The organism is Streptomyces sp. NPDC002088 (assembly GCF_040296605.1).
Lineage (GTDB): Bacteria > Actinomycetota > Actinomycetes > Streptomycetales > Streptomycetaceae > Streptomyces.
Window position 1 is genome coordinate 576,181 of the sequence record NZ_JBEOXO010000001.1, and the last position, 21,536, is coordinate 597,716.

Sequence of the window (21,536 nt, forward strand, 5' to 3'; positions counted from 1 at the left end):
GAATTAAGAGGTGGTCGCGCGCACCGGGCCCCGAACCAACCGAGCGGAGGGCAGCATTCCGGCCAGATTGCCCCATTCGCCGATCTGGCCGAGCTCTGCGTCGCCCCATGGATGCCTGGGTCATCTAATGAAGATCGGCACGACGCATCCTTCGTCTGTGAGGTCTCCCATGACGGAACTCTCGGAACCCGTCGCCTTCCCCCAGGACCGCAGCTGCCCCTATCACCCGCCCACGGCCTACGACCCCTTGCGCGCCGACCGGCCACTGGCCCGCGTCACCCTCTACGACGGCCGTCAGGCCTGGCTGGTCACCGGCCACGGCCTCGCCCGCACGCTGCTGGCCGACCCGCGCCTGTCGACCGACCGCACCCGGCCCGGCTTCCCCGCGACGACCCCGCGCTTCGCGGCCGTCCGCGACCGCAGGACCGCCCTGCTGGGCGTCGACGACCCGCAACACCACACCCAGCGGCGGATGCTGGTCCCCAGCTTCACGGTCAGACGCGCCGCCGCACTGCGGCCCGACATCCAGCGGATCGTCGACGAACGGATCGACGCGATGATCGCGCAGGGGCCGCCCGCCGAACTGGTGAAGGCCTTCGCGCTGCCCGTGCCGTCGACGGTGATCTGTGCGCTGCTCGGCGTCCCGTACGCCGACCACGACTTCTTCGAGGAGCAGTCGCGCCGGCTGCTGCGTGGCCCCGAGGTCGCCGACGTGCTGGACGGCCGCGAACGGCTCGAGGCGTATCTCGGCGACCTGATCGACCGCAAACAGAAGGAGCCCCCAGGCCCCGGCGTGCTCGACGACCTCGTCCACCAGCAGCTGAGCGACGGCGCGGTGGACCGCGAGGAGCTGATCGCCCTGGGGATCATCCTGCTGGTCGCGGGCCACGAGACGACCGCCAACATGATCTCGCTCGGCACCTACACCCTGCTGCGGCACCCCGGACGGCTGGCCGAACTGCGCGCCGACCCCGCGCTGCTGCCCGCCGCCGTCGAGGAGCTGATGCGGATGCTGTCGATCGCCGACGGGCTGCTGCGGCAGGCCGTCGAGGACATCGAGGTGGCCGGGACGACGATCCGGGCCGGCGACGGCGTGCTCTTCTCGACCTCGGTCATCAACCGCGACGAGACCGCCTACCCCGAACCGGACATACTGGACTTCGAACGCTCCGCCCGTCACCACGTCGCGTTCGGCTTCGGCATCCATCAGTGCCTGGGCCAGAACCTGGCCCGCGCCGAACTGGAGATCGCCCTGCGGACCCTCTTCGACCGGCTGCCCGGCCTGCGCCTCGCCGCCCCGGCGGACGAGATTCCCTTCAAACCCGGTGACACGATCCAGGGGATGTTGGAACTCCCCGTGACCTGGTAAGAGGCTCCGGTCATGCGCATCGACATCGACAAGGACGTCTGTATCGGAGCGGGCCAGTGCGCCCTGGCCGCTCCCGGCGTCTTCACCCAGGACGACGACGGCTTCAGCACCCTGCTGCCCGGCAAGGAGGACGGCGCCGGCGACCCGATGGTGCGGGTGGCCGTCAAAGCCTGCCCGGTCGGCGCCATCACGCTGTCGGACCCGGCGGACTGACCGCCGCCCGAGCCGGTCGACGGGAGAAGGAGCGATCTCCTACGTCGGCAGTCGTCCGGAGAACGCCCGTTCTCCCTCTGTGTGCCGCCCAGGAGGAAGACCATGGCCGCCCGCCCGCCCCTGCCGCCCTTCACCCGCCACACCGCCGAGCAGAAGGTCCAGGCCGCCGAGGACGCCTGGAACACCCGCGATCCGCACAAGGTGGCGCTCGCCTACTCCGAGAACTCCGTCTGGCGCAATCGCGGCACCTTCGTCACCGGCCGCGACGAGATCGTCGAGTTCCTCACCGCCAAGTGGCGGCGCGAACTCGACTACGCCCTGCGCAAGGACCTGTGGGCGTTCGACGGCAACCGCATCGCGGTCCGCTTCCAGTACGAGTCCCGGGACACCGACGGCCAGTGGTGGCGGTCGTACGGCAACGAACTCTGGGAGTTCGACGAGCACGGGCTGATGACCCGGCGCGAGGCCAGCATCAACGACGTGCCGATCGAGGAGCAGGACCGCCGCATCCTCGGACCGCGGCCCGATGCCGAACGCGGGCGTTCGTTCCCGGTTCAGTAGCCTGCCCGGGTGACCGAACAGGACGGGAAGCCTTTCCTCTACGTCGTCGTCTGCGCCGCCGGGATCGCCGTCGACGTCAGCAAACTGATCACCGCCGCGCAGGAACGGGACTGGGAGGTCGGCGTGTTCGCCACGCCCACGGCGGCGCTGAACGGGTTCTTCGACACCGGCGCCGTCGAGGCCCAGACCGGCCGCCCCATCCGCTCCGCCTGGCGCAGGCCGGGCGAGCCGCGCCCCTTCCCGCCCCCGGACGCCGTGGTCGTCGCGCCCGCCACCTTCAACACCGTCAACAAGTGGGCGGCCGGCATCGCCGACACCCTCGCCCTGGCCACCCTGTGCGAGGCCCCCGGCCTGGGCGTCCCGATCGCCGTCCTGCCCTGCGTGTCCGACACCCTGGCCACCCACCCCGCCTACGGGGACAGCCTCATACGCCTGCGCGGGATGGGCGTCCGCTTCGGGGATCCGTACGCCGGCGGGGCGGGGGCGGACGGTGAGCGGCCCGAGTTCGGCTGGGCGCGGGCGCTGGACCTGCTGGACGGGGTCTAGCCACAGCCCACGGGGTCGGGTCTGAGCAGCCTTGACGAAGTCCGGTGCGGTATCGCGCCCCGTAAGGGGCGCGGGGCCGTGTCTACATGCGGCTCCGCCGCATGGGCGCGACCAGCCCCCACCGGACCGCGGGTTCGTCATCGCGCTGCCAGCGGAGCGCTCAGCCGCAGCCCACGGTCGGCCCCGCCACGACACCTCCGGTGTACAGCGCCTGTCCCTGCGGCATCCAGTAGCCGAGCTTGGAGACGACCGTGGAGCAGGCGGACTTGAGCGACACCCGGACCACCACGGTCGACGGGTGACCCGGCTGGAGGTCGGTGAGCGCGCAGTCCAGCGAGTGCTTCAGCCTCGTCCGCGACGGGTGACGGCCGATCAGCGGATTGACGCAGCGGGCGTCGGCCGTGGTCAGCTCCACTCCCGAACCCTCCTCGCCGATGAGTCCGAAGCGCGCGCTGCCGTCGCCTTCGTCGCTGTTGCGATGGACCGTGTACGTCAGCGTGGTCGTGGCCCCCGGCCGCAGGGTCCGCCGGTCGACCTCGATGCGGTGCGTGGGCGTGGGCTCGGGGGCGGTGAGTGTCAGCGCGGCGCGGACGGTGCCCTGCAGATCGACGCCCGCGGGCGCCGAACGAACGTGCACGGTGGCCTCGATGGCGTAGGTGCCGGGGCCGGGGTAGGGCCCCGGGCCGGGGAGCGTGCCGGAGGCGACCGTGCGGCCGTCGCGCCGGGCGGTCCACGTGCCCGATGTCAGACAGGCGTACCGCGCGTCGGGCGGCGTGTGGCGGCGGCATGTCGCCGAGGCGGAGACGCCCATCGTCGGAGTGCCGCTGCTCGCGCACAGGCTGACGACGGCGCGCTGTCCGTGCTCGCCCTGCAGGACTCCCGCGGGTGCGCAGAGCGTCGACGGCCCGTCCGCCGCCGGAGCCGTGTGCGGCGGACCCGACCGGCCCCACGCGGGCGACACCAGGGCGAGGGGCAGTACGGCCGCCCCCGCAAGGGGCCTGAGCCTGGCCAGACGTGTGGGCACCGAGTTCCTCCCGTGCGCAGCCGACCGGCCGCGCGCCGGTCACCTGCGCCGAGGATGCGGGAGCGGACCGCCGCCCGGCCGCTCCCACGCCGCGCGGTCACCTGCGGGCAGCAACGCAACGCCCGGGGCGGCCCCTCGGGCGACGACGTACGCTTCCTCCTGGTATCCCCCTACCGAAGGCAGGAGCAGCCACGATGCAGTACGTGAAGCTCGGTTCGACGGGTCTGGACGTGTCGCGGATCTGTCTGGGCTGCATGACCTACGGACTGCCCGACCGGGGCGTGCACGAGTGGACGCTCGACGAGGAGGCCTCGCGCCCGCTGATCCGGCAGGCGCTGGACGCCGGGATCAACTTCTTCGACACCGCCAACGTCTACTCCGACGGCACGAGCGAGGAGATCGTCGGCAAGGCGCTGCGCGACTTCGCCCGCCGCGACGAGATCGTGCTGGCGACGAAGGTGCACGGCCGGATGCATGCCGGGCCCAACGGGGGCGGCCTCTCCCGCAAGGCGATCATGGCCGAGATCGACCACAGCCTCAGCCGCCTCGGCACCGACTACGTCGACCTCTACCAGATCCACCGCTGGGACCCGAACACCCCCGTCGAGGAGACGATGGAGGCGTTGCACGACCTGGTGAAGGCGGGCAAGGTCCGCTACATCGGCGCGAGTTCGATGTACGCCTGGCAGTTCTCCAAGGCCCAGTACACCGCCGAACGGCATGGCTGGACCAAGTTCGTCTCCATGCAGAACCACTACAACCTCCTCTACCGCGAGGAGGAGCGCGAGATGCTGCCGCTGTGCGCGGACCAGGGCGTCGGTGTGCTGCCCTGGAGCCCGCTCGCCCGCGGCCGGCTCACCCGCGACTGGGGCACCGTCACCTCGCGCAGCACCACCGACAACTTCGGCAGCACCCTTTACCTGGAGGGCGACCGCGGCATCGTCGAGGCCGTCACCCGTATCGCGGGCGAACGCGGTGTCCCGCGCGCGCAGGTCGCCCTCGCCTGGCTGCTGCACCAGGACACGGTGGCCGCGCCCATCGTCGGTGCCGCCAAGCCGCAGCACATCGAGGACGCGGCGGCCGCCGTCGGACTGGAGCTGAGCGACAAGGAGATCGAGGAGCTCCAGGAGCCCTACGCCCCGCACCCCGTCGCCGGCCACTGACGACCGCTGACGACCGCTGACGACCGCTCGACGACGGTGACGGCCCCTGACGGCCCTGAGCGGCGAGTGAGATCAGTGGGGTCCGTGCGGCGCGAACTCCGTGCCGCACGGACCCGCGCCCTCGCTCTCCGGCAGCGGGACCTGGTCGCCGGTCATCGACAGCGTGCGGTAGTAGCCCCCGATGCGCTCCGTCGAGCGGCCGACGTAGTGGCCGATGAACGACCGCCGGAACCGGTCGGCGGTGCGGTTCGGCTGCGAGCCGTGCACCAGGCTGCCGTTGAAGAACAGGACGTCGCCCGGCGCCATGTCCACCGGTACGGCCGCCAGTCCGGGCGGCGGTGGTACGTACTCCCGTGCGAACGACACCAGTTCGTCCGCCTCCTCCGGGCAGAACAGATCCATCCGGTGCGTGCCTGGCACGACCTCCAGACCGCCGTTGTCCGGGTCGATCACGTCGCAGGCGATCCACGCCGCCACACACGTGCCCGGCTCGACCCGCAGATAGAAGTTGTCCTGGTGCAGCGCCTGCCCCCGGGCCCCCGGCGGCTTGAAGTAGAACATGCTCTGCGCGGCCAGCACCTCCTCGCCCAGCAGGGTCTCCAGGACGGTGCGCAGCCGTGCGTCCAGGAGCGTGTCCAGCGCCGCTCCGTCGATCTCGTGCGGCTGCATCACCCTCGGATACGCGCTCAGCGGATCGGCCGGTTCGCCGGGCACGGCCGGGCGGGGCTCGAAGTGGCCGGGCACGGGGCCGGCCGCGTGCAGCGCCGCGAACCTCTCGCGCAGCCGGTCGATCTCGTCGTACCCGAACAGCCCGCGTACGACGGTGAACCCGTCCTCCCGGTACCGGTCGAGCTCGGCCTCCGTCAGGATGTGAGCGGCTTGCGTCTGGCTGCTCTTGGTGGATGTCACAGAATCTCCTCGGCTTCGGTGTTCTGTGGCCATCACGCTAGGGCGACGCGCCCCGACGGAGGATGCCCGTGAACGCTGACGCATTGCCCGGGACTGCTGCGCCCGGCGATCCGTCCCCGCCGCCCGGCCTGGTGGTGGTCGGCCACTTCGACCAGCCCGCGGGGTACGCCGTCCACCGGCCGCGCGGCTCCGACAGCTGGCTGTTCACCTGGACGACGGGCGGGCACGGCCGACTGCACCAGGGTGGCATCGAGGCGCGGGCGGGAGTCGGAGACCTGGTGGTGCTGGCGCCGGGGGTCCGGCACGGCTACGGGGTCGGACCGGGCGCAGGGAACTGGCGGTTCTGGTGGGCGCACTGCCAGGCCCGGCCGTCCTGGACGGCGTGGCTGCGCCCGTACGACGCCGGAGACGGCATGTACGTCGTCACGCCCGTCCCGGGCGCCCTGCACGGCCGGGTCGAGGCGGCGTTCGGCCGCATGCTCGCCGACGCCCGCTGGACCGGCTCCGGCGCACCGCCCGGTCCCACCCCCGCGGACGACCGGGTCGCCGTGGCGCACGGCAGCGCCGCCAGGGAACTCGCCCTGTGCTCGCTGGAGGAGGTCGTCCTGCTCACCACGGCCGCGGCGCGCACTCCCACGGACTCGTCGGGTGTCGATGAACGGGTGCGCCGTGCCCAGGAGTCGATGGCCGCCGACCCGGGTTTCCCGCATACCGTCCGCTCGCTCGCGCGGAGCGTGGCACTCTCGCCCTCCCGGTTCGCGCACCTTTTCACCCGGCAACTCGGCCAGTCACCCATGCGGGCACTGCGCGAGGCGCGGCTGGGTCACGCCGCCCGGCTGCTGGAGAGCACCGACCTGTCCGTGGAGCGCGTCGCCGCGGCCTCGGGCTTCGCCAGCCCCTTCCACTTCAACCGGGTGTTCCGTGAACGCCACGGCATCCCACCCGGCGCGTACCGGGCGGAAATGCGCGCCGCAATTACTGTTCCGAAAGGAGCGCAATCCGCTGAGCGGCCGTGATTGACATTCCGTCAATTAGTTGCCAGAGGTGTGCAATGCACAAAAACGCGAGATCGCTTGTTCCTTCTCCCAGGCCTGTGCAATGGTGTGACTTGTCAGCGTGCAGACAAGGAATTTCCCTCTGCTGTACGCACGACGCCACTCCCGTCCACCCCCCACGCTTCAAAAGAGCTGCCCCCGGCGGACGCCCGAGATGCCGAACGCTTGCGTTCGGGGCTCCGCCGTCCTGTCGGCGGGGTCGCATTACCACTTGGTATGGACTTTATGTCGCAGGTCCCTGGGAGGAATGCAGCCGTGTATGAGGCAGGCCCGACGAATTCCCCGGGTCCCGCGCATCCGTTGGATGCGACGGATGCGCAGCTGAGCGCAGAGCTGAAGCAGTGGACGGGGGCGTCACCCGCGCTGTATCCCGTCGGCGAACTGCTGGACCGGCACTGGGAAGCGGCCTTCGCCTACGCCCGCCTGTGCACCGACGGTGTGCGGGCCGCGGGCATGCTCACCACCGCGTCATTCACCAGGCTGTTCGGCGAATCCCTGCGGCAGGACGGGCCGACCGCCGCCTGGCGGCCGCGTCTGCTCGTCACCGTGCGCCGCATCGCGGCCGAGTGGGACACCGACGGCAGACGCGATCTGCTCCACCCCGCACTGCGCTCCGGGTCCGACGACAGCAATCGCGCGGCCGCCCGGTTGCTGCCGCCGGCGAACAGGCGCCTGCTGTCCCGGGCGTTCCAGCGGCTGTCCGCGTCGGCCCGGTGTCTGGTGTGGCACACCGAGGTCGAGGCCGAGGCGCTGACCGCACCGGCCGCGCTGCTCGGCCTGGACGAGGAGGGCGCACGCGTCGCGCTGCGCCGAGGACACGAGCGGATGCGCGAGGAGTGCCTCCAGCTCCACCAGGAGCTCGCGCCCGAGCAGGAGTGCCGGCAGTACCTGCGGCTGCTGGACGTCACCTACCGGCGCGGCGGCGCCGACGTCGACCCCGATCTGCGCAGGCATCTGGACCGGTGCAGGCACTGCCGCGACACGGCCGACCAGCTGGCCGCGTTCAACGCGGGGCTCGGCCTCGCCCTGGCCGAAGGCGTGCTCGGCTGGGGTGCCCGCGCCTACGTCGAGTCACGGGTGGCCGGCCCGGAAGCGGCCGAGGACACCGCGGTCCAGGAGCAGCCGGCGGGATCCCCGGCCATCGCGGGGGAGTCCTTCGCGGCGACGGAGCCCAGGACCGGCACCGCCCCGCGCAGGGGTACCCGCCGGGCCGCCCAGCGGGCCAGGGCGGCCCGCCGCCGCAACCTCACCGCCGCCGTCCTGACCGTCGGCGGTCTGATCGTCCTTCCGCTGGTCCTGTGGTCCACCCTCGGCTCCGGGGACGGGACCACCAAGGCGACCGGCGGTGCCGCCGAGGCCACCGGCTCCGGCGCGGGCGGCTCGTCGACCGCCGCCCCGTCGTGGGTGGGCGCCGGGGAGGAGACACAGGGCACACTGCAGGGCCGGCTCCACAACGTCGCGTCCGGGCTCTGTATCGCCGTCGTCGGCAAGAAGACCGTCGAGGGCTCCGAGACCGAGCTCGCCACCTGCTCCTCCGCGGCGAGCCAGCAGTGGTCGTACGAGACCGACGGACTGCTGCGCAGCGTCGCGGCCCCCGACCTGTGCCTCGACTCCCATCTCGGCTATTCGGTGCGGCTCGCCCCGTGTGTCGGCGAGTCCGCGCCGGGGGCGAAGAGCGTCCGCTACGACTTCACCCTCCAAGGCACCCTGGTGCCCCGCTCCGACCAGAACCTGGCCCTCAGCCCCGCCGCCACCGACGGATCCGGCGCCCTGGTCCTGAAGAACCGCACCGACACCGCCGCCCAGCGCTGGGTGATCGACACCTCCGAACCCGACCCCCAGATGGAGGCCGTCAACTGGGACGCGGAGACCTCGCAGGTCCCCGCGCCCACCCCGACCCCGAAGAAGTCCCCGACCCTCACGCCGTCCGCGACCCGCTCGACGCCGACGCCGACTCCGACGCCGACGAGCTCGGCCACGACCACGAACCCGTGCTCGTACTACCCGTACTCCTGCTCGTGGAACGGCCAGTACGACGGCAACGGCAATGGCGGCTACGGATACGGAGACGGAGACGGCGGAAACGGGAGCGGCCGCCGCTGACCTGCCCTCAGGCGCCGGTCCCGGAGCTGAACGTCGTCAGGAACACCGACGACGCGTTGCCGGCCACGGGGACCTTCCCGCCCGTCCAGCCCACCATGAGCGGGTCCCGTTCGTCCGGCGGGGTGACGACCAGCGAGGCCGGAGTGGCCGTGCGCGCCTCGCTGACCTCCGGATTGGTGAACGTCAGCCCGGCCCAGGCGCTGCGGCCCGGCGCCAGCGTGACGGTCATGGGGGAGGAGTCGGACGCGCGCTTCGGGTCCGGTCCCAGCTGCTTGCCGGAGGCGTCCACGAACGCGGCGCCCGGGAAGCCGTACAGCGTACAGGCGCTGGAGGAGACGTTGGTGAGGACGATCGGGAAGTTCTCCTGCCCGGCTCCCGGGTTGTTGCGGCCGACCGAGGCGCGCAGTTCCGAGGTGTGACAGCGGGTGGCGTCGGCGCCGCTGGTCGTACGGCCACCGGTCGCACTCCGCGTCGTACTCGCCGTGGTGATCGCCGTGGTGCTCGTCGTCGTCGGCTGCTGCGCGCTGCTCGCCGTGCCGGTCGGCGGCCGGGGCGTATGCGTGGCCGCCGTGCTGTCAGCGCCGGCGCAGGCGGTTGCCAGGCTCAGCAGCGCGACCGCGCACAGCAGCGCGGCGGAGGGGCTCTTGGACTGTGACATGTGGATCGGGTGCCCTCTCGTGCGAGTCCGATGCGGTCGCGGGAGGAGGGTGCCCGGATCGGCCGGGACTCACTCCTCGTCGAACAGTGCCAGCTCCGCCCAGATCGTCTTGCCGTGGGCGGTGTGCCGGCTGCCCCAGCGCTGGGTGAGCTGGGCGACCAGCAGCAGTCCCCGGCCGCCCTCGTCCCAGGTCTTCGCGCGGCGCAGGTGCGGGGCCGTGTGACTGGTGTCGGAGACCTCGCAGATCATTGTGGTCGCGTCGTGGATCAGCCGCAGCCGGATCGGCTGGGAGCCGTACCGGATGGCGTTGGTGACCAGCTCGCTCACCACCAGCTCGGTGGTGAACGCCGCCTCCGACAATCCCCAGGTGGCGAGCTGCTCGACGACCTGTTTGCGGATCGGGGCGACGATCGCCGGGTCGGCCGGGATGTCCCAGGTCGCGACCTGGGAGGCGGGCAGTTCCTGGGTGCGGGCGACCAGCAGGGCGACGTCGTCGGCGGCCCCGCCCGCCGGGCGCAGCGCGTGCAGGATCCGGTCGCAGGTCACCTCCAGGGAGCCCGTGTGGGCCGCCAGGGCATCGACGAGCAGACGGTGGCCGACGTCCACATCGCGTTCGCGGGACTCGATCAGCCCGTCCGTGTAGAAGGCGAGCACGGTGCCCTCGGCCAGGTGCAGCTCGGTCGACTCGAAGGGCAGCCCGCCCAGACCCAGCGGCGGACCCCCGGGCAGGTCGACCTGCTCCGGCGCGCCGCCCGGCGGCAGCATCACCGGCGGCGGATGCCCGGCCCGGGCGAGCGTGCAGCGGCGGGACACCGGGTCGTACACCGCGTACAGACAGGTGGCGCCGACCTCGCCGGGGCTGCCGTCGCCGCCCGTCTCCTCGGACAGCCGCAGGACCAGGTCGTCGAGGTGGGTGAGCAGCTCGTCGGGGGCCAGGTCGATGTCCGCGAGGGTGCGCACGGCGGTGCGCAGTCGGCCCATGGTGGCCGAGGCCTGGACACCGTGGCCGACGACGTCCCCGACGACCATGGCGACCCGCATGCCGGACAGCGGGATCACGTCGAACCAGTCGCCGCCCACCCCGGCCCGGGCGGCCGGTAGGTAGCGGGAAGCGGCTGTCACGGCGGCGGTCCGCGGCAGGGTCTGCGGGAGCAGGCTGCGTTGCAGCGCGAGGGCCGTTTCGCGCTCGCGGGAGAACCGGCGGGCGTTGTCGATGCAGACGGCGGCGCGTGCGGTCACCTCCTCGGCCAGCAGCACGTCGTCGGACGTGAAGGGGTCCGGCCGCCGGAAGCGGCTGAGGACCGCGACGCCGAGGGTCGTCCCGCGGGCCTGGATCGGCACGGACATCATGCAGTGGACGCCGTGTTCCCGGACCCATCTGTCGCGCACCTCGTCCCAGGCCAGCCACCGGTCCAGGTCGCCGCCCGCCACCGAGGCGACGATCGTGCGGCCGACCACGAGGGAGTCGACCTGGGGCGAGCCGGCGGGGTAGGTGTGCGCCTCCCCCGCCTTGACCAGGGCCTCGGGGCTGCCCGGGTTCACCGACTGGTGGGCGCCCCGGCGCAGTTCGATCGGAGCGGTGAGCGGTCCCGGCAGCTTGTCGCCGGGATCCCGTGGGTCCAGCAGGTCGACGCTGACGAAGTCGGCGACGGCGGGCACGCAGACGTCCACCAGCTCCTGGGCGGTTCGCGCGACGTCGAGGGTGGTGCCGATGCGGATGCTCGCCTCGTTGACCAGTTGCAGCCGTTCGCGGGCGAGGTAGTTGTCGGTGAAGTCGTGGGCGGTGATACACACGCCCCGCACCCGGCCCTCGGTGTCGGTGACCGGGGCCATCCGGGTCAGCCAGGCGTGCGCCCGGTCCTCGCCACCGGTGCGCGTGTACGTCTGGACGTCCCGGGCGCGGGCGGAGAGGAGCACCCGCAGCATCTGCTCCTCCAGCTCCGCGCTCTGCGCCTTCCCGCCGATGTCGGAGGCCCTGAGGCCCTGGATGCGCTCCTCGGGCAGGCCGATCACCTTCGCCATGGCGTCGTTGACGCGGCGCAGCCGCAGCCGCTCGTCGTAGACCGCGACGGCACAAGGGGACTGGATCAGCGCCGCCATGGCGAGCGGGTCGTCCGGTGCCGTCGGCCCGCCGCCCTCCAGCGGGGTGACGACGAGCCAGTGACCGGGGTCGCCGTCCTGCGGCCGCCGGTGGGCGAGCAACCACACGGACACCGTACGGCCGTCGCGGTGGCGCAGCGCGACCGTCCCGTCCCAGCGCACCTGTGTCGGGGCGGGCACCGGTCCCGCGTTCCTGTCGGCCAGCAGCCGTGCGGCGGGATGGCCGACGACCTCGGCCGCGTCCCACCCGAGCAGCCGCCGGGCACCCGGGTTCCACTCGGTCAGCGTGCCGTCACAGGCGATGACAGCCCGTGCCGTCGCGGCATCGTCGAACGGATAGTCCGGGCTCATCGTCGCCACTCCATCGCGCGCACTCACAGTGACAAGTGGGTCACTTGAGTTTCCAGCCTAGTGCGTCCCGGTCCCGCGCGGACGGTGGTCCGAGCCCGGACGGCGCGCGGTCACGATGACGTCCGGCCGTCGAGCCGCGCGGGGCGCCCGGGACAGAAGACGGCTTCCGCACCCTTGACGGGCGCGCATGGCCCGTCGTCAGATTCTGTTTGTTAACGATCAGTTGTGATTACTTCTGGGCCCTGATGAGGGAGAGTCGCCATGACGGTCACTCGCAGATCGGTACTGCTCGCCTCCGCGGCCGCGCCGGCCGCCGGAGTGCTGCTCGGTACCCCGGCGGCGTGGGCCGCCGAGGCCGCCGGACAGGCCTCCGGCCGCCGCACGCTCGCCCTGCGCGACGGCTGGCGCTTCGCGCTGGTCAACCCGGGCGGGATCACCGACCCGACCGGCGCGTACGCCGACGCGGCCGACCCCGGCCACGACGACTCGGCGTGGCGCGAGGTCGCCGTCCCGCACGACTGGAGCATCGAGCAGACCCCCACCACGGAGAACGGCACCACCAGCGGCACCGGCTTCTTCCCCGGCGGCCTCGGCTGGTACCGCCTCGCCTTCACCCTGCCCCCGGCCCTCGCCGGCCAACGGATCTCGGTGGAGTTCGACGGCGTCTACATGGACTCGTACGTCTACTGCAACGGCACCGAGGTCGGCCGTCACCCCTACGGCTACACGGGTTTCGCCCTCGACGTGACCGACCTGGTGCACACCGACGGCACGACCGAGAACGTCATCGCGGTCAAGGTCCAGAACAGGTTGCCCAGCAGCCGCTGGTACTCGGGCAGCGGCATCTACCGCGAGGCCCGCCTGGTCGTCACCGACCCGGTGCACGTGGCGCGCTGGGGCACGTACGTCACCACGCCGGAGGTCACCGCCGAGCAGGCCGTCGTACGGGTGCGGACATCCGTGGTCAACGAGTCCGGCGCCGCCGCCGACGTCGAGGTCGTCTCGCGGATCGTCGACCCCGGCGGCCGTACCGTCGCCCGTACGTCCACCACGGTCGCCGTCACCGACGAGACCGCCGAGACCCATGAACTCACCGTCCCCGAACCGAAGTTGTGGGACTTCGAGACCCCCCACCGCTACACCCTGGAGACCGAACTCCGGGTCGGCGGCCGGCGAACCGACACCTACCGCACCCCCTTCGGCATCCGGACCTTCCGCTTCGACCCCGACGAGGGCTTCCAGCTCAACGGCGCCCACGCCAAGATCAAGGGCGTCGACCTGCACCACGACCTGGGCGCGCTGGGCGCCGCGATCAACATCGACGCCGTACGCCGGCAGATGACCATCATGAAGTCGATGGGCGTCAACGCCTTCCGCACGTCCCACAACCCGCCCTCGCCGCAGATGATCGAGGTCTGCGAGGACCTGGGCATCGTGATGATGGTGGAGGCGTTCGACTGCTGGCGCACCGGCAAGACGAAGTACGACTACGGCCGGTTCTTCGACGAGTGGTGCGAGAAGGACGCCACCGAGATGGTCCTCGCGGCCCGCAACTCGCCCGCCGTGGTGCTGTGGTCCATCGGCAACGAGATCCCCGACTCCACCTCCACCGCCGGGCTGGCGATGGCGGACCGCATCATCGGCGCGATCAAGGCCGCCGACGACACCCGCCCGCTCGTCATCGGCTCCGACAAGTACCGCAACCCGCCGGCCAAGGGCTCCGCGGCCGACCTGATGCTCGCCAAGCTGGACGGCCTCGGCCTGAACTACAACACCGCCAAGTCCGTGGACGTCCTGCACGCGGCCTACCCGCACCTGTTCCTCTTCGAGTCCGAGTCGTCCTCGGAGACCTCGACCCGCGGCACCTACCAGGAGCCCGAGCACCTCAACACCGGCGAGAACTACACCCCGGGCAAGCGGGCGACCTCCTCCTTCGACAACAACCTCGCCTCCTGGACGATGAGCGGCGAGTACGGGCACAAGAAGGACCGGGACCGGAAGTGGTTCGCGGGGCAGTTCCTGTGGTCGGGCATCGACTACATCGGGGAACCCACCCCCTACAACGTCTTCCCGGTGAAGGCCTCCTTCTTCGGCGCGGTCGACACGGCCGGCTTCCCGAAGGACATGTACCACCTCTTCCGGAGCCAGTGGGTCGACGAGCCGATGGTCCATCTGGTGCCGATGACCTGGAACCACGAGCAGGGCGACACGGTCGAGGTGTGGGCCTACGCGAACGTCGACACCGTCGAGTTGTTCCTCAACGGAAAGTCCCTCGGCACGCGGACGTTCGACACCAAGAAGACCACCGACGGCCGCACCTATCTGGAGACCACCGAGGCGACCGGCGACGACAAGACCTTCACCGACGGCTCCTACCCGGGCAGCTACACCAGCCCCAACGGCAGCGCCGGCAAGCTCCACCTCACCTGGAAAGTGGCCTACGAGCCGGGCGAGTTGAAGGCGGTCGCGCGGCGCGGCGGCAAGGTGGTCGCCACCGACGTGCTGCGCACGGCCGGCGCCCCGCACGCCGTACGGCTCATCCCGGACCGCAAGTCCCTCGCCGCGGACGGGCGTTCGCTGGTCTTCGTGACCGCGGAGGTCGTCGACGCCCATGGTGTGTTGGTGCCCGACGCCGAGGACCTGATCACCTTCGACGTGAAGGGCGGCTCCCTCGCCGGACTCGACAACGGCCGTGAGGAGAGCGCGGAGCGCTACCAGGCCAGTACCCGGACCGCGTTCCACGGAAAGGCCCTGGCCGTCGTGCGGTCCGGCACCAAGGCGGGCACGCTGAAGGTGACGGCGCGCGCGGAGGGCCTGAGCCCGGACATCGCGACCGTGCGGATCACGGACGCCCGGTCGGCGGCGACCACCCCGGCGGCGGAATTCCAGCCCGACTATCCGGCACCCCTGAACTACCCCTACCCGGACGCCAGTTACTCCGGCCGCCCCGACACCCTTCCCGCCGCCATGCTGGACGGCGACCCGGCCACCGGCTGGTCCAACGCCTTCGCCAAGTCGGCGACGGCCCTGCTGTCGGCCTTCAGTGGCGCGCGGCCGCAGGACTGGGTGTCGGTGGACTGGGGGCGGACCAGGAGCTTCGACCGGGTGGAGGTGTCCTTCACCGTGGACGCCACGCACACGCTGCCCGCGTCGGTCGAGGTCGCGGTCTGGGACGGCCGTGGGTATGCGCCGGTCACGGGCGCGTCCGTCGAGTGGGCCACCGCCTCGGACACCCCGACGGCGATCACCTTCGACGCGGTGAGCGGCTCCCGGCTCCGGCTCGCGCTGACGAGCGCTCACCCGGGTGAGGCCCAAGGCGCGGTGCGGATCAGCAAGTTGGAGTCGTAGCCGGGCTCGACGGTCCGGACGGGAAACCAGTCCCGTCCGGACCGTTGACTAGGTGACATGGCTCCAACAAACATGGCGTGCGTCCGCATCTGGGAGCGCTCCCACCGGGGCGCCACCCGCACCTCCCCGAGGAGCCCCGGCGTGAAACGACGCAGAACCGTCCTGCTGTCCCTGGCCGGCCTGCTGGGCGCGGCGCTCACCGCGCTGCCCGTCCAGCAGGCCGGGGCCGACGAAGTCGAGCAGGTCAGGAACGGCACCTTCGACACCACCACCGACCCCTGGTGGACGTCCGCCAACGTCACCCCCGCCCTCTCCGACGGCCGGCTGTGTGCCGACGTGCCGGGCGGTACCGCCAACCCCTGGGACGCAGCCGTCGGCCAGAACGACATCACCCTGGTGAAGGGGGAGTCGTACCGCTTCTCCTTCACCGCGTCCGGCACGCCCGAGGGACATGTCGCCCGGGCGATAGTGGGCTTGCAGGTGTCGCCGTACGACACCTGGTACGAGGTGAGCCCGCAACTGAGCGTGTCGGGGAACTCGTACAGCTACACGTTCACGTCCCCCGTCGACACCGCCCAGGCCCAGGTCGCCTTCCAGGTCGGCGGCGGCGCGGACGCCTGGCGGTTCTGCCTGGACGACGTGTCGCTCCTGGGCGGCGTACCGCCGGAGGTGTACCAGCCCGACACCGGACCGCGTGTCCGCGTCAACCAGGTCGCCTATCTGCCCACCGGGCCGAAGAACGCCACCCTGGTCACCGACGCCACCGCGAAACTGCCCTGGCAGCTGAAGAACGCCCAAGGCGCGACGGTCGCCCACGGCTGGACCGTGCCGCGCGGCACCGACGTCTCCTCCGGGCAGAACGTCCACTCCATCGACTTCGGCTCCTACCGCAAGCCGGGCAGCGGCTTCACGCTGGTCGCCGACGGGGAGACGAGCCGTCCCTTCGACATCGGCACCGCCGCCTACGAGCAGCTGCGGCTGGACGCCGTGAAGTACTACTACACGCAGCGCAGCGGTATCGCGATCAGCGACGAGCTCCGGCCGGGCTACGGCAGGCAGGCCGGCCATCTGAACACCGCCCCCAACCGGGGCGACGCGAACGTCCCCTGCCAGCCGGGCGTGTGCGACTACACGCTCGACGTCACCGGCGGCTGGTACGACGCGGGCGACCACGGCAAGTACGTCGTCAACGGCGGCATCGCCACCTGGGAGCTGCTGAGCACCTACGAGCGCTCCCTGCTGGCCCGCACCGGACAGCCCGCGAAGCTCGGCGACGGCACGCTCGCCATCCCCGAGAGCGGCAACAAGGTGCCGGACATCCTCGACGAGGCCCGCTGGGAGCTGGAGTTCCTGCTGAGCATGCAGGTGCCGGACGGACAGCCGTTGGCCGGCATGGCCCACCACAAGATCCACGACGAGCAGTGGACGGGCCTGCCGCTGCTGCCGAGCGACGACCCGCAGAAGCGCGAGCTGCATCCGCCGTCCACCCAGGCGACCCTGAACCTGGCGGCGACGGCCGCACAGGCGGCCCGCCTGTACCGCCCCTACGATCGGGCGTTCGCGGCGAAGGCCCTCACGGCGGCCCGCAAGGCCTGGACGGCGGCGCTGGCCCACCCCGAGGTCTACGCGGACCCGAACGACGGCATCGGCGGCGGGGCCTACGCCGACACCGACGCGACCGACGAGTTCTACTGGGCGGCCGCCGAGCTGTATCTCACCACGGGGGAGAAGCAGTTCCAGACGTACGTCCTGAACTCCCCGGTCCACACCGCCGACATCTTCGGCAGCCTCGGCTTCGACTGGGGCAGGACAGCGGCGGCGGGCCGCCTCGACCTCGCGACCGTCCCGAGCGGACTCCCCGGCCGCGACAAGGTGCGTCAGTCCGTCGTCAAGGGCGCCGACCGCTACCTGACCACGCTGGAGTCACAGCCGTACGGCATGCCCTACGCCCCCGACGACAACGTCTACGACTGGGGCTCCAGCCACCAGGTCCTCAACAACGCCGTGGTCATCTCGACCGCGTACGACCTCACCGGCGCCACCAAGTACCGGGACGGCGCCGTCCAGAGCATGGACTACGTCCTCGGCCGCAACGCCCTGAACCTGTCCTACGTCACCGGCTACGGCGAGGTCAGCTCCCACAACCAGCACAGCCGCTGGTACGCCCACGAACTCGACCCGAGCCTGCCGAACCCGCCGAACGGCACGCTCGCCGGGGGTCCCAACTCGAGCATCCAGGACCCCTACGCACAGAGCAAACTCCTCGGCTGTGTCGGCCAGTTCTGCTACATCGACGACATCCAGTCCTGGTCGACGAACGAGACCGCGATCAACTGGAACGCGGCACTGACCCGGATGACGTCCTTCGTGGCGGACCAGGGATAGGCCGGTACGCTCCGGTGGGGTCCGGCACTGTCGGACCCCACCGCTGCACTCATGCCTCGTCCTCGGCCTCGTCCTTGTGGACGTGCGTGAGCTTCTCGGGGTTGGTCACGATGTAGACGCCGGACACCTGGTCGCCCTCGGGTGTGAGGTCCATGACCATCACCGCGTACGGGGCGTCGCCCTGGAACAGCACCGCCGCGTCGTCACCGTTGACCCGGCGGTAGCGCAGGTCGAGGTTCCGCGGCCCGCGCCGGGCCGCGTACGCGGTGATGAGGCGGACCGCCTTGTCGCGGCCGTGCACCGGAAGCAGCCCGGCCGGCTTGCGGTTGCCGCCGCCGTCCGTCCACACCGTGACGTCCGGCGCGAGGATCTCCATCAGCGCGCCGATGTCCCCGCCCAGCGCGGCCCGCACGAACCGCTCCGTCGCCTCCCGCCGCACCCGTGGATGCGCCTCGTACAGCGGTCGCCGGGCGTGCACATGACCCCGCGCGCGGTGCGCGAGCTGCCGTACGGCCGCCGGGGTGCGCTCGATGATCTCCGCGATCTCGGTGTGGGCGTACCCGAAGACCTCGCCCAGCACGAACACGGCGCGCTCCAGTGGCGTCAGCGACTGAAGGACCACCAGCAACGCCAGCGAGACGGACTCCTCGCGCAGGGCCGGGTCCTCGGTGTCGCCGCCGGTTTCGGCGACCAGTGGCTCGGGCAGCCACGGGCCGACGTAGGTCTCCCGGCGACGGCTGATCGCCGCCTGTCGCTTCAGCGCGTGGTTGACGGCGATACGGACGAGGTAGCCGCGCGCATTGGTCACCGGAGCGAGCCGGTTGCCGGCGCCGCGGGACGTCCACGACAGCCAGGTCTCCTGCAGGACGTCCTCGGTGTCGGCGACGCTGCCGAGCATGTTGTAGACCACGCCGAACAGCAGCTCCCGATGGCCGAGGAAGTCCTCGGTCGCCTGGTGCAGCTGGTCGTCGGTGTCAGGGCTGACAGGACGTTCCGTCATATGTGGGCCTCCCCGGTCACGCGCTCAGTACTGGGAGGGCCAAAGGGGCCCGAATGTGACGTCGAACGGGCGAAATGTGACGTACGTCTCAGTGAAATCCCGGCGCGTCACACCCGCCCTCCGGCCCCGCCTCTTGAACGCGAGTCCAGACACAAGGAGACCGACATCGTGTTCAAGAAATGGCACGGCAACCCGTGGGCGATCCTCGTCACGCTCTCTCTCGGGTTCTTCATGACGCTCCTCGACCTGACGATCGTGAACATCGCGATCCCCGACCTGGGGCAGGACCTGAACGCGTCCCTCGACCAGATTCTGTGGGTCGTCAACGCCTACACCCTCGTCCTGGCCGTCCTGCTCATCACCGGCGGCCGTCTCGGTGACCTGCGCGGCAAGCGGAACCTGTTCGCCGCCGGCGTCGCCGTGTTCACCCTCGCGAGCCTCGCCTGCGGTCTCGCCCAGGACCCGGCGCAGCTGATCGCCTTCCGGGCGGTGCAGGGCGTGGGCGCGGCACTGCTCATGCCGCAGACCCTGTCGATCATCGCCGAGGTGTTCCCGGCCGACCGGCGCGGCGTGGCGATGGGCGTCTGGGGCGCGGTCGCCGGCGTCTCCGGCGCGCTCGGGCCGATCCTCGGCGGCGCCCTGATCACCCACCTCTCCTGGCGGTGGATCTTCTTCGTCAATCTGCCGCTCGGTGCGATCGTCCTGCTGCTGACGGCCACGATCATCCCGGGCACCCGGCGCCCGGTACGACACCGGTTCGGCACCGTAGGCGTGCTGCTTGCCTCAAGTGCCCTGTTCTGCCTGGCCTTCGGGCTCACGGAGGGACAGCGGTACCACTGGAACCGCTGGATCTGGGGCCTGCTCGTCCTGGCCGCCGTCCTCTTCGCGGGCTTCCTGCTGCACGAGCGCGGCCGGCAGAACGAGGAGCCCCTCGTTCCGTTCTCGCTCTTCCGGGACCGCAACTTCACCTTCATCAACTTCGTGGGCGTGACGGTGTCGTTCGGGGTCGTGGGGATGTTCCTGCCGCTGACGATCTACCTGCAGTCCGTGCTGGGTTTCAGCGCGCTCAAGTCCGGCCTGGTGCTGCTGCCGGTGGCGCTCGGGTCGTTCGTGATGGCGGGGCCGGCCGGGGCGCTCGCCGACCGGATCGGCGGCAAGTACATCCTGATGGGCGGGCTGCTCGCCTGGGCGGGCGGACTGACCTGGACGGTGGCCGAGGCCGACGTGGGCACGCCCTGGACGCACCTCGCCGCGCCGCTGTTCCTCACCGGCCTCGGCGCCGGCTGCACCTTCGCGCCGATGGCCACCGAGGTCATGCGCAACGTCCCGCCCCGGCTGTCCGGAGCCGCGTCGGGCGTTACCAACGCCCTCCGGCAGGTCGGCTCGGTGCTCGCCGGCGCCGTCGTCGGTGCCGTGCTCCAGGGCCGGCTGTCGTCGGCGCTGACCGACCGTGCCCGCGAGAGCGCGGGGAGCCTGCCGGCCGCGTACCGCGACGCGTTCGTCGGTGCCTTCTCCCGGGCCGAGGCCGACGTCGACGCCCGGCAGCAGAGCGGCGTCCCCGACGGGGTGCCGCATGACGTCGCCGAACGTATGAACGCCCTGGGCGACCAGGTCTTCGGCCACGGCTTCGTCGACGCGATGGGACCCGCCGTGTACGTCTCCGCCGCTGTCCTGCTGGCGGGAGCGCTGGCCTGCCTCGCCGTACGACGTCACCGCGGCCCGTCCGCCAACCCGCACGCCCTGCCCGTGACCGAACCCTCCGAACCCGAACTGAAGGAAGCCGCACGATGACCATCGACTTCACCGCCATGTACGCCTCCCACGACGCCTTCCGGCGCGACCTGGAGCGCCTCGCCGAAGCAGTCGCCGACGGCCGGGCCGGCAGCGCCCCGGTCCGCGCCGGGTGGGAGAACTTCAAGCGCCAGCTGCACATCCACCACACCGTCGAGGACAGCGACCTGTGGCCGAGGGTGCGTGAGCGCGTCGCCGGCCACCCGCGCTCCCTCGCCCTGCTCGACGACATGGAGGCCGAGCACGCGCGGATCGACCCGCTGCTGGCCGCCGTCGACACCGCACTGGCCGATCGGGCGACCGAACTTCCCGACTTGGTGCGGGCGTTGGCGGCCACCCTCGCCGATCACCTCAAGCACGAGGAGGACAGCGCCCTGCCCCTGATCCAGGACGTCCTGACCGCCGCGGACTGGGCCGCCTTCACCGGGCGCATCCGCGAGACCCAGGGACTGCGCGGGGCCGCGCTGTTCGTGCCCTGGATCGTGGACGGCACCTCGCCCGCCGACCGGGCCAGGTTCCTGGACTCCATGCCGCCGCCGGTCCGTGTCCTCAACCGGGTTTTCTGGCAGGGGAGTTACCGGCGCAGGGGGCTGTGGGCGCGGAGCTAGGTGACGTTCACGATGCGTCGTGGAAGACCAGACCCAGCGCGTGCCGTCGGCCGGAGCGTACGGTGCTGACCCCCGTGCCGCATCGCTCCGGTCGACCAGCCGCGCCGCGTGCGCACCGGCCGGTCGCGGGTCGTGAACACCAGGCCGTGGCCCTGCCGGAGCAGGGTCGCGACACCCCGGGACTGAGCCCGTGGCCGTTGCTCGACCGTCAGGAACTCGCCGCCCGCGCAGTCGGCACCGTACGCGTCGAGTCCGACGACCACCTGGAGCGGGAAGACCAGCTCGCCGAACACGTCTCGGTGCAGGGCGTTCCAGTCGCCCACGCCGTAGCGCAGCAGAATCTGCGCCGAGT

At 71.5% G+C, this 21,536-nt stretch carries 16 protein-coding genes and 1 pseudogene; 11 read left to right on the plus strand and 6 right to left on the minus strand.

Annotation, left to right across the window (positions count from 1 at the left end):
- Positions 1-169: 169 nt before the first annotated feature.
- The 4 genes from ABT114_RS02700 (at position 170) to ABT114_RS02715 (ending at position 2,689) form a co-directional block, all read left to right on the plus strand.
- Positions 170-1,369 carry a cytochrome P450 gene (locus tag ABT114_RS02700; protein WP_351137763.1) on the plus strand — a complete coding sequence of 400 codons (1,200 nt, stop codon included), beginning with the start codon at positions 170-172 and terminating at the stop codon, positions 1,367-1,369.
- A gap of 12 nt (positions 1,370-1,381) precedes the next feature.
- Positions 1,382-1,582 carry a ferredoxin gene (locus tag ABT114_RS02705; RefSeq protein WP_351137765.1) on the plus strand — a complete coding sequence of 67 codons (201 nt, stop codon included), beginning with the start codon at positions 1,382-1,384 and terminating at the stop codon, positions 1,580-1,582.
- A 102-nt stretch (positions 1,583-1,684) separates the two neighbouring features.
- A complete protein-coding gene (locus ABT114_RS02710) occupies positions 1,685-2,143 on the plus strand; it encodes a nuclear transport factor 2 family protein (protein WP_351137767.1) in 459 nt (152 codons plus the stop codon).
- Between the two features lie 9 nt (positions 2,144-2,152).
- Positions 2,153-2,689: a flavoprotein gene (locus tag ABT114_RS02715; RefSeq protein ID WP_351137769.1), complete on the plus strand. Its 537-nt coding sequence runs from the start codon at positions 2,153-2,155 to the stop codon at positions 2,687-2,689.
- 160 nt (positions 2,690-2,849) lie between these two features.
- Here the strand turns inward: ABT114_RS02715 and ABT114_RS02720 are convergent, their stop codons facing one another.
- Positions 2,850-3,713, minus strand: a complete 864-nt coding sequence (locus ABT114_RS02720) for a hypothetical protein (RefSeq protein WP_351137771.1) — start codon at positions 3,711-3,713, stop codon at positions 2,850-2,852.
- A gap of 194 nt (positions 3,714-3,907) precedes the next feature.
- Here ABT114_RS02720 and ABT114_RS02725 point away from each other — a divergent pair, with 194 nt between their 5' ends.
- The gene (locus tag ABT114_RS02725; protein WP_351137773.1) at positions 3,908-4,876 is read left to right on the plus strand and encodes an aldo/keto reductase; all 969 of its coding nucleotides are present in this window, start codon (positions 3,908-3,910) and stop codon (positions 4,874-4,876) included.
- Between the two features lie 72 nt (positions 4,877-4,948).
- On the opposite strand, the gene ABT114_RS02730 is transcribed toward ABT114_RS02725, so the two are convergent.
- Positions 4,949-5,743 carry a phytanoyl-CoA dioxygenase family protein gene (locus ABT114_RS02730; RefSeq protein ID WP_502987270.1) on the minus strand — a complete coding sequence of 265 codons (795 nt, stop codon included), beginning with the start codon at positions 5,741-5,743 and terminating at the stop codon, positions 4,949-4,951.
- Between the two features lie 104 nt (positions 5,744-5,847).
- Here ABT114_RS02730 and ABT114_RS02735 point away from each other — a divergent pair, with 104 nt between their 5' ends.
- A complete protein-coding gene (locus ABT114_RS02735) occupies positions 5,848-6,801 on the plus strand; it encodes a helix-turn-helix domain-containing protein (protein ID WP_351137777.1) in 954 nt (317 codons plus the stop codon).
- A 255-nt stretch (positions 6,802-7,056) separates the two neighbouring features.
- Complete coding sequence (locus ABT114_RS02740; RefSeq protein WP_502987001.1) at positions 7,057-8,943, plus strand: ricin-type beta-trefoil lectin domain protein; 1,887 nt, start codon at positions 7,057-7,059, stop codon at positions 8,941-8,943.
- A 7-nt stretch (positions 8,944-8,950) separates the two neighbouring features.
- Here ABT114_RS02740 and ABT114_RS02745 read toward each other — a convergent pair whose 3' ends face one another.
- Together ABT114_RS02745 and ABT114_RS02750 are read right to left on the minus strand one after the other, a co-directional pair.
- Complete coding sequence (locus tag ABT114_RS02745; RefSeq protein ID WP_351137781.1) at positions 8,951-9,601, minus strand: DUF4232 domain-containing protein; 651 nt, start codon at positions 9,599-9,601, stop codon at positions 8,951-8,953.
- 69 nt (positions 9,602-9,670) lie between these two features.
- Positions 9,671-12,052, minus strand: coding sequence for a SpoIIE family protein phosphatase (locus tag ABT114_RS02750; RefSeq protein WP_351137783.1), 2,382 nt, complete (start codon positions 12,050-12,052; stop codon positions 9,671-9,673).
- A gap of 261 nt (positions 12,053-12,313) precedes the next feature.
- Here ABT114_RS02750 and ABT114_RS02755 point away from each other — a divergent pair, with 261 nt between their 5' ends.
- The gene (locus ABT114_RS02755) at positions 12,314-15,400 is read left to right on the plus strand and encodes a glycoside hydrolase family 2 TIM barrel-domain containing protein (RefSeq protein WP_351137785.1); all 3,087 of its coding nucleotides are present in this window, start codon (positions 12,314-12,316) and stop codon (positions 15,398-15,400) included.
- A gap of 141 nt (positions 15,401-15,541) precedes the next feature.
- A complete protein-coding gene (locus ABT114_RS02760) occupies positions 15,542-17,785 on the plus strand; it encodes a glycoside hydrolase family 9 protein (protein ID WP_351137787.1) in 2,244 nt (747 codons plus the stop codon).
- A gap of 49 nt (positions 17,786-17,834) precedes the next feature.
- Here the strand turns inward: ABT114_RS02760 and ABT114_RS02765 are convergent, their stop codons facing one another.
- Positions 17,835-18,785 (minus strand): sigma-70 family RNA polymerase sigma factor, encoded by a 951-nt coding sequence (locus ABT114_RS02765; RefSeq protein WP_351137789.1) that lies wholly within the window; start codon positions 18,783-18,785, stop codon positions 17,835-17,837.
- Between the two features lie 168 nt (positions 18,786-18,953).
- Between ABT114_RS02765 and ABT114_RS02770 the strand changes: the two genes are divergently transcribed.
- On the plus strand, positions 18,954-20,576 hold the full coding sequence (locus tag ABT114_RS02770) for a DHA2 family efflux MFS transporter permease subunit (RefSeq protein ID WP_351137791.1): 1,623 nt from the start codon (positions 18,954-18,956) through the stop codon (positions 20,574-20,576).
- Positions 20,573-21,184, plus strand: a complete 612-nt coding sequence (locus ABT114_RS02775) for a hemerythrin domain-containing protein (protein ID WP_351137793.1) — start codon at positions 20,573-20,575, stop codon at positions 21,182-21,184. The genes ABT114_RS02770 and ABT114_RS02775 overlap by 4 nt, the downstream gene beginning before the upstream one ends.
- A gap of 7 nt (positions 21,185-21,191) precedes the next feature.
- On the opposite strand, the pseudogene ABT114_RS02780 reads toward ABT114_RS02775, so the two are convergent.
- Positions 21,192-21,534 (minus strand): annotated as a pseudogene (locus ABT114_RS02780) (2OG-Fe(II) oxygenase); the annotation flags it as partial.
- Between the last annotated feature and the right edge of the window lie 2 nt (positions 21,535-21,536).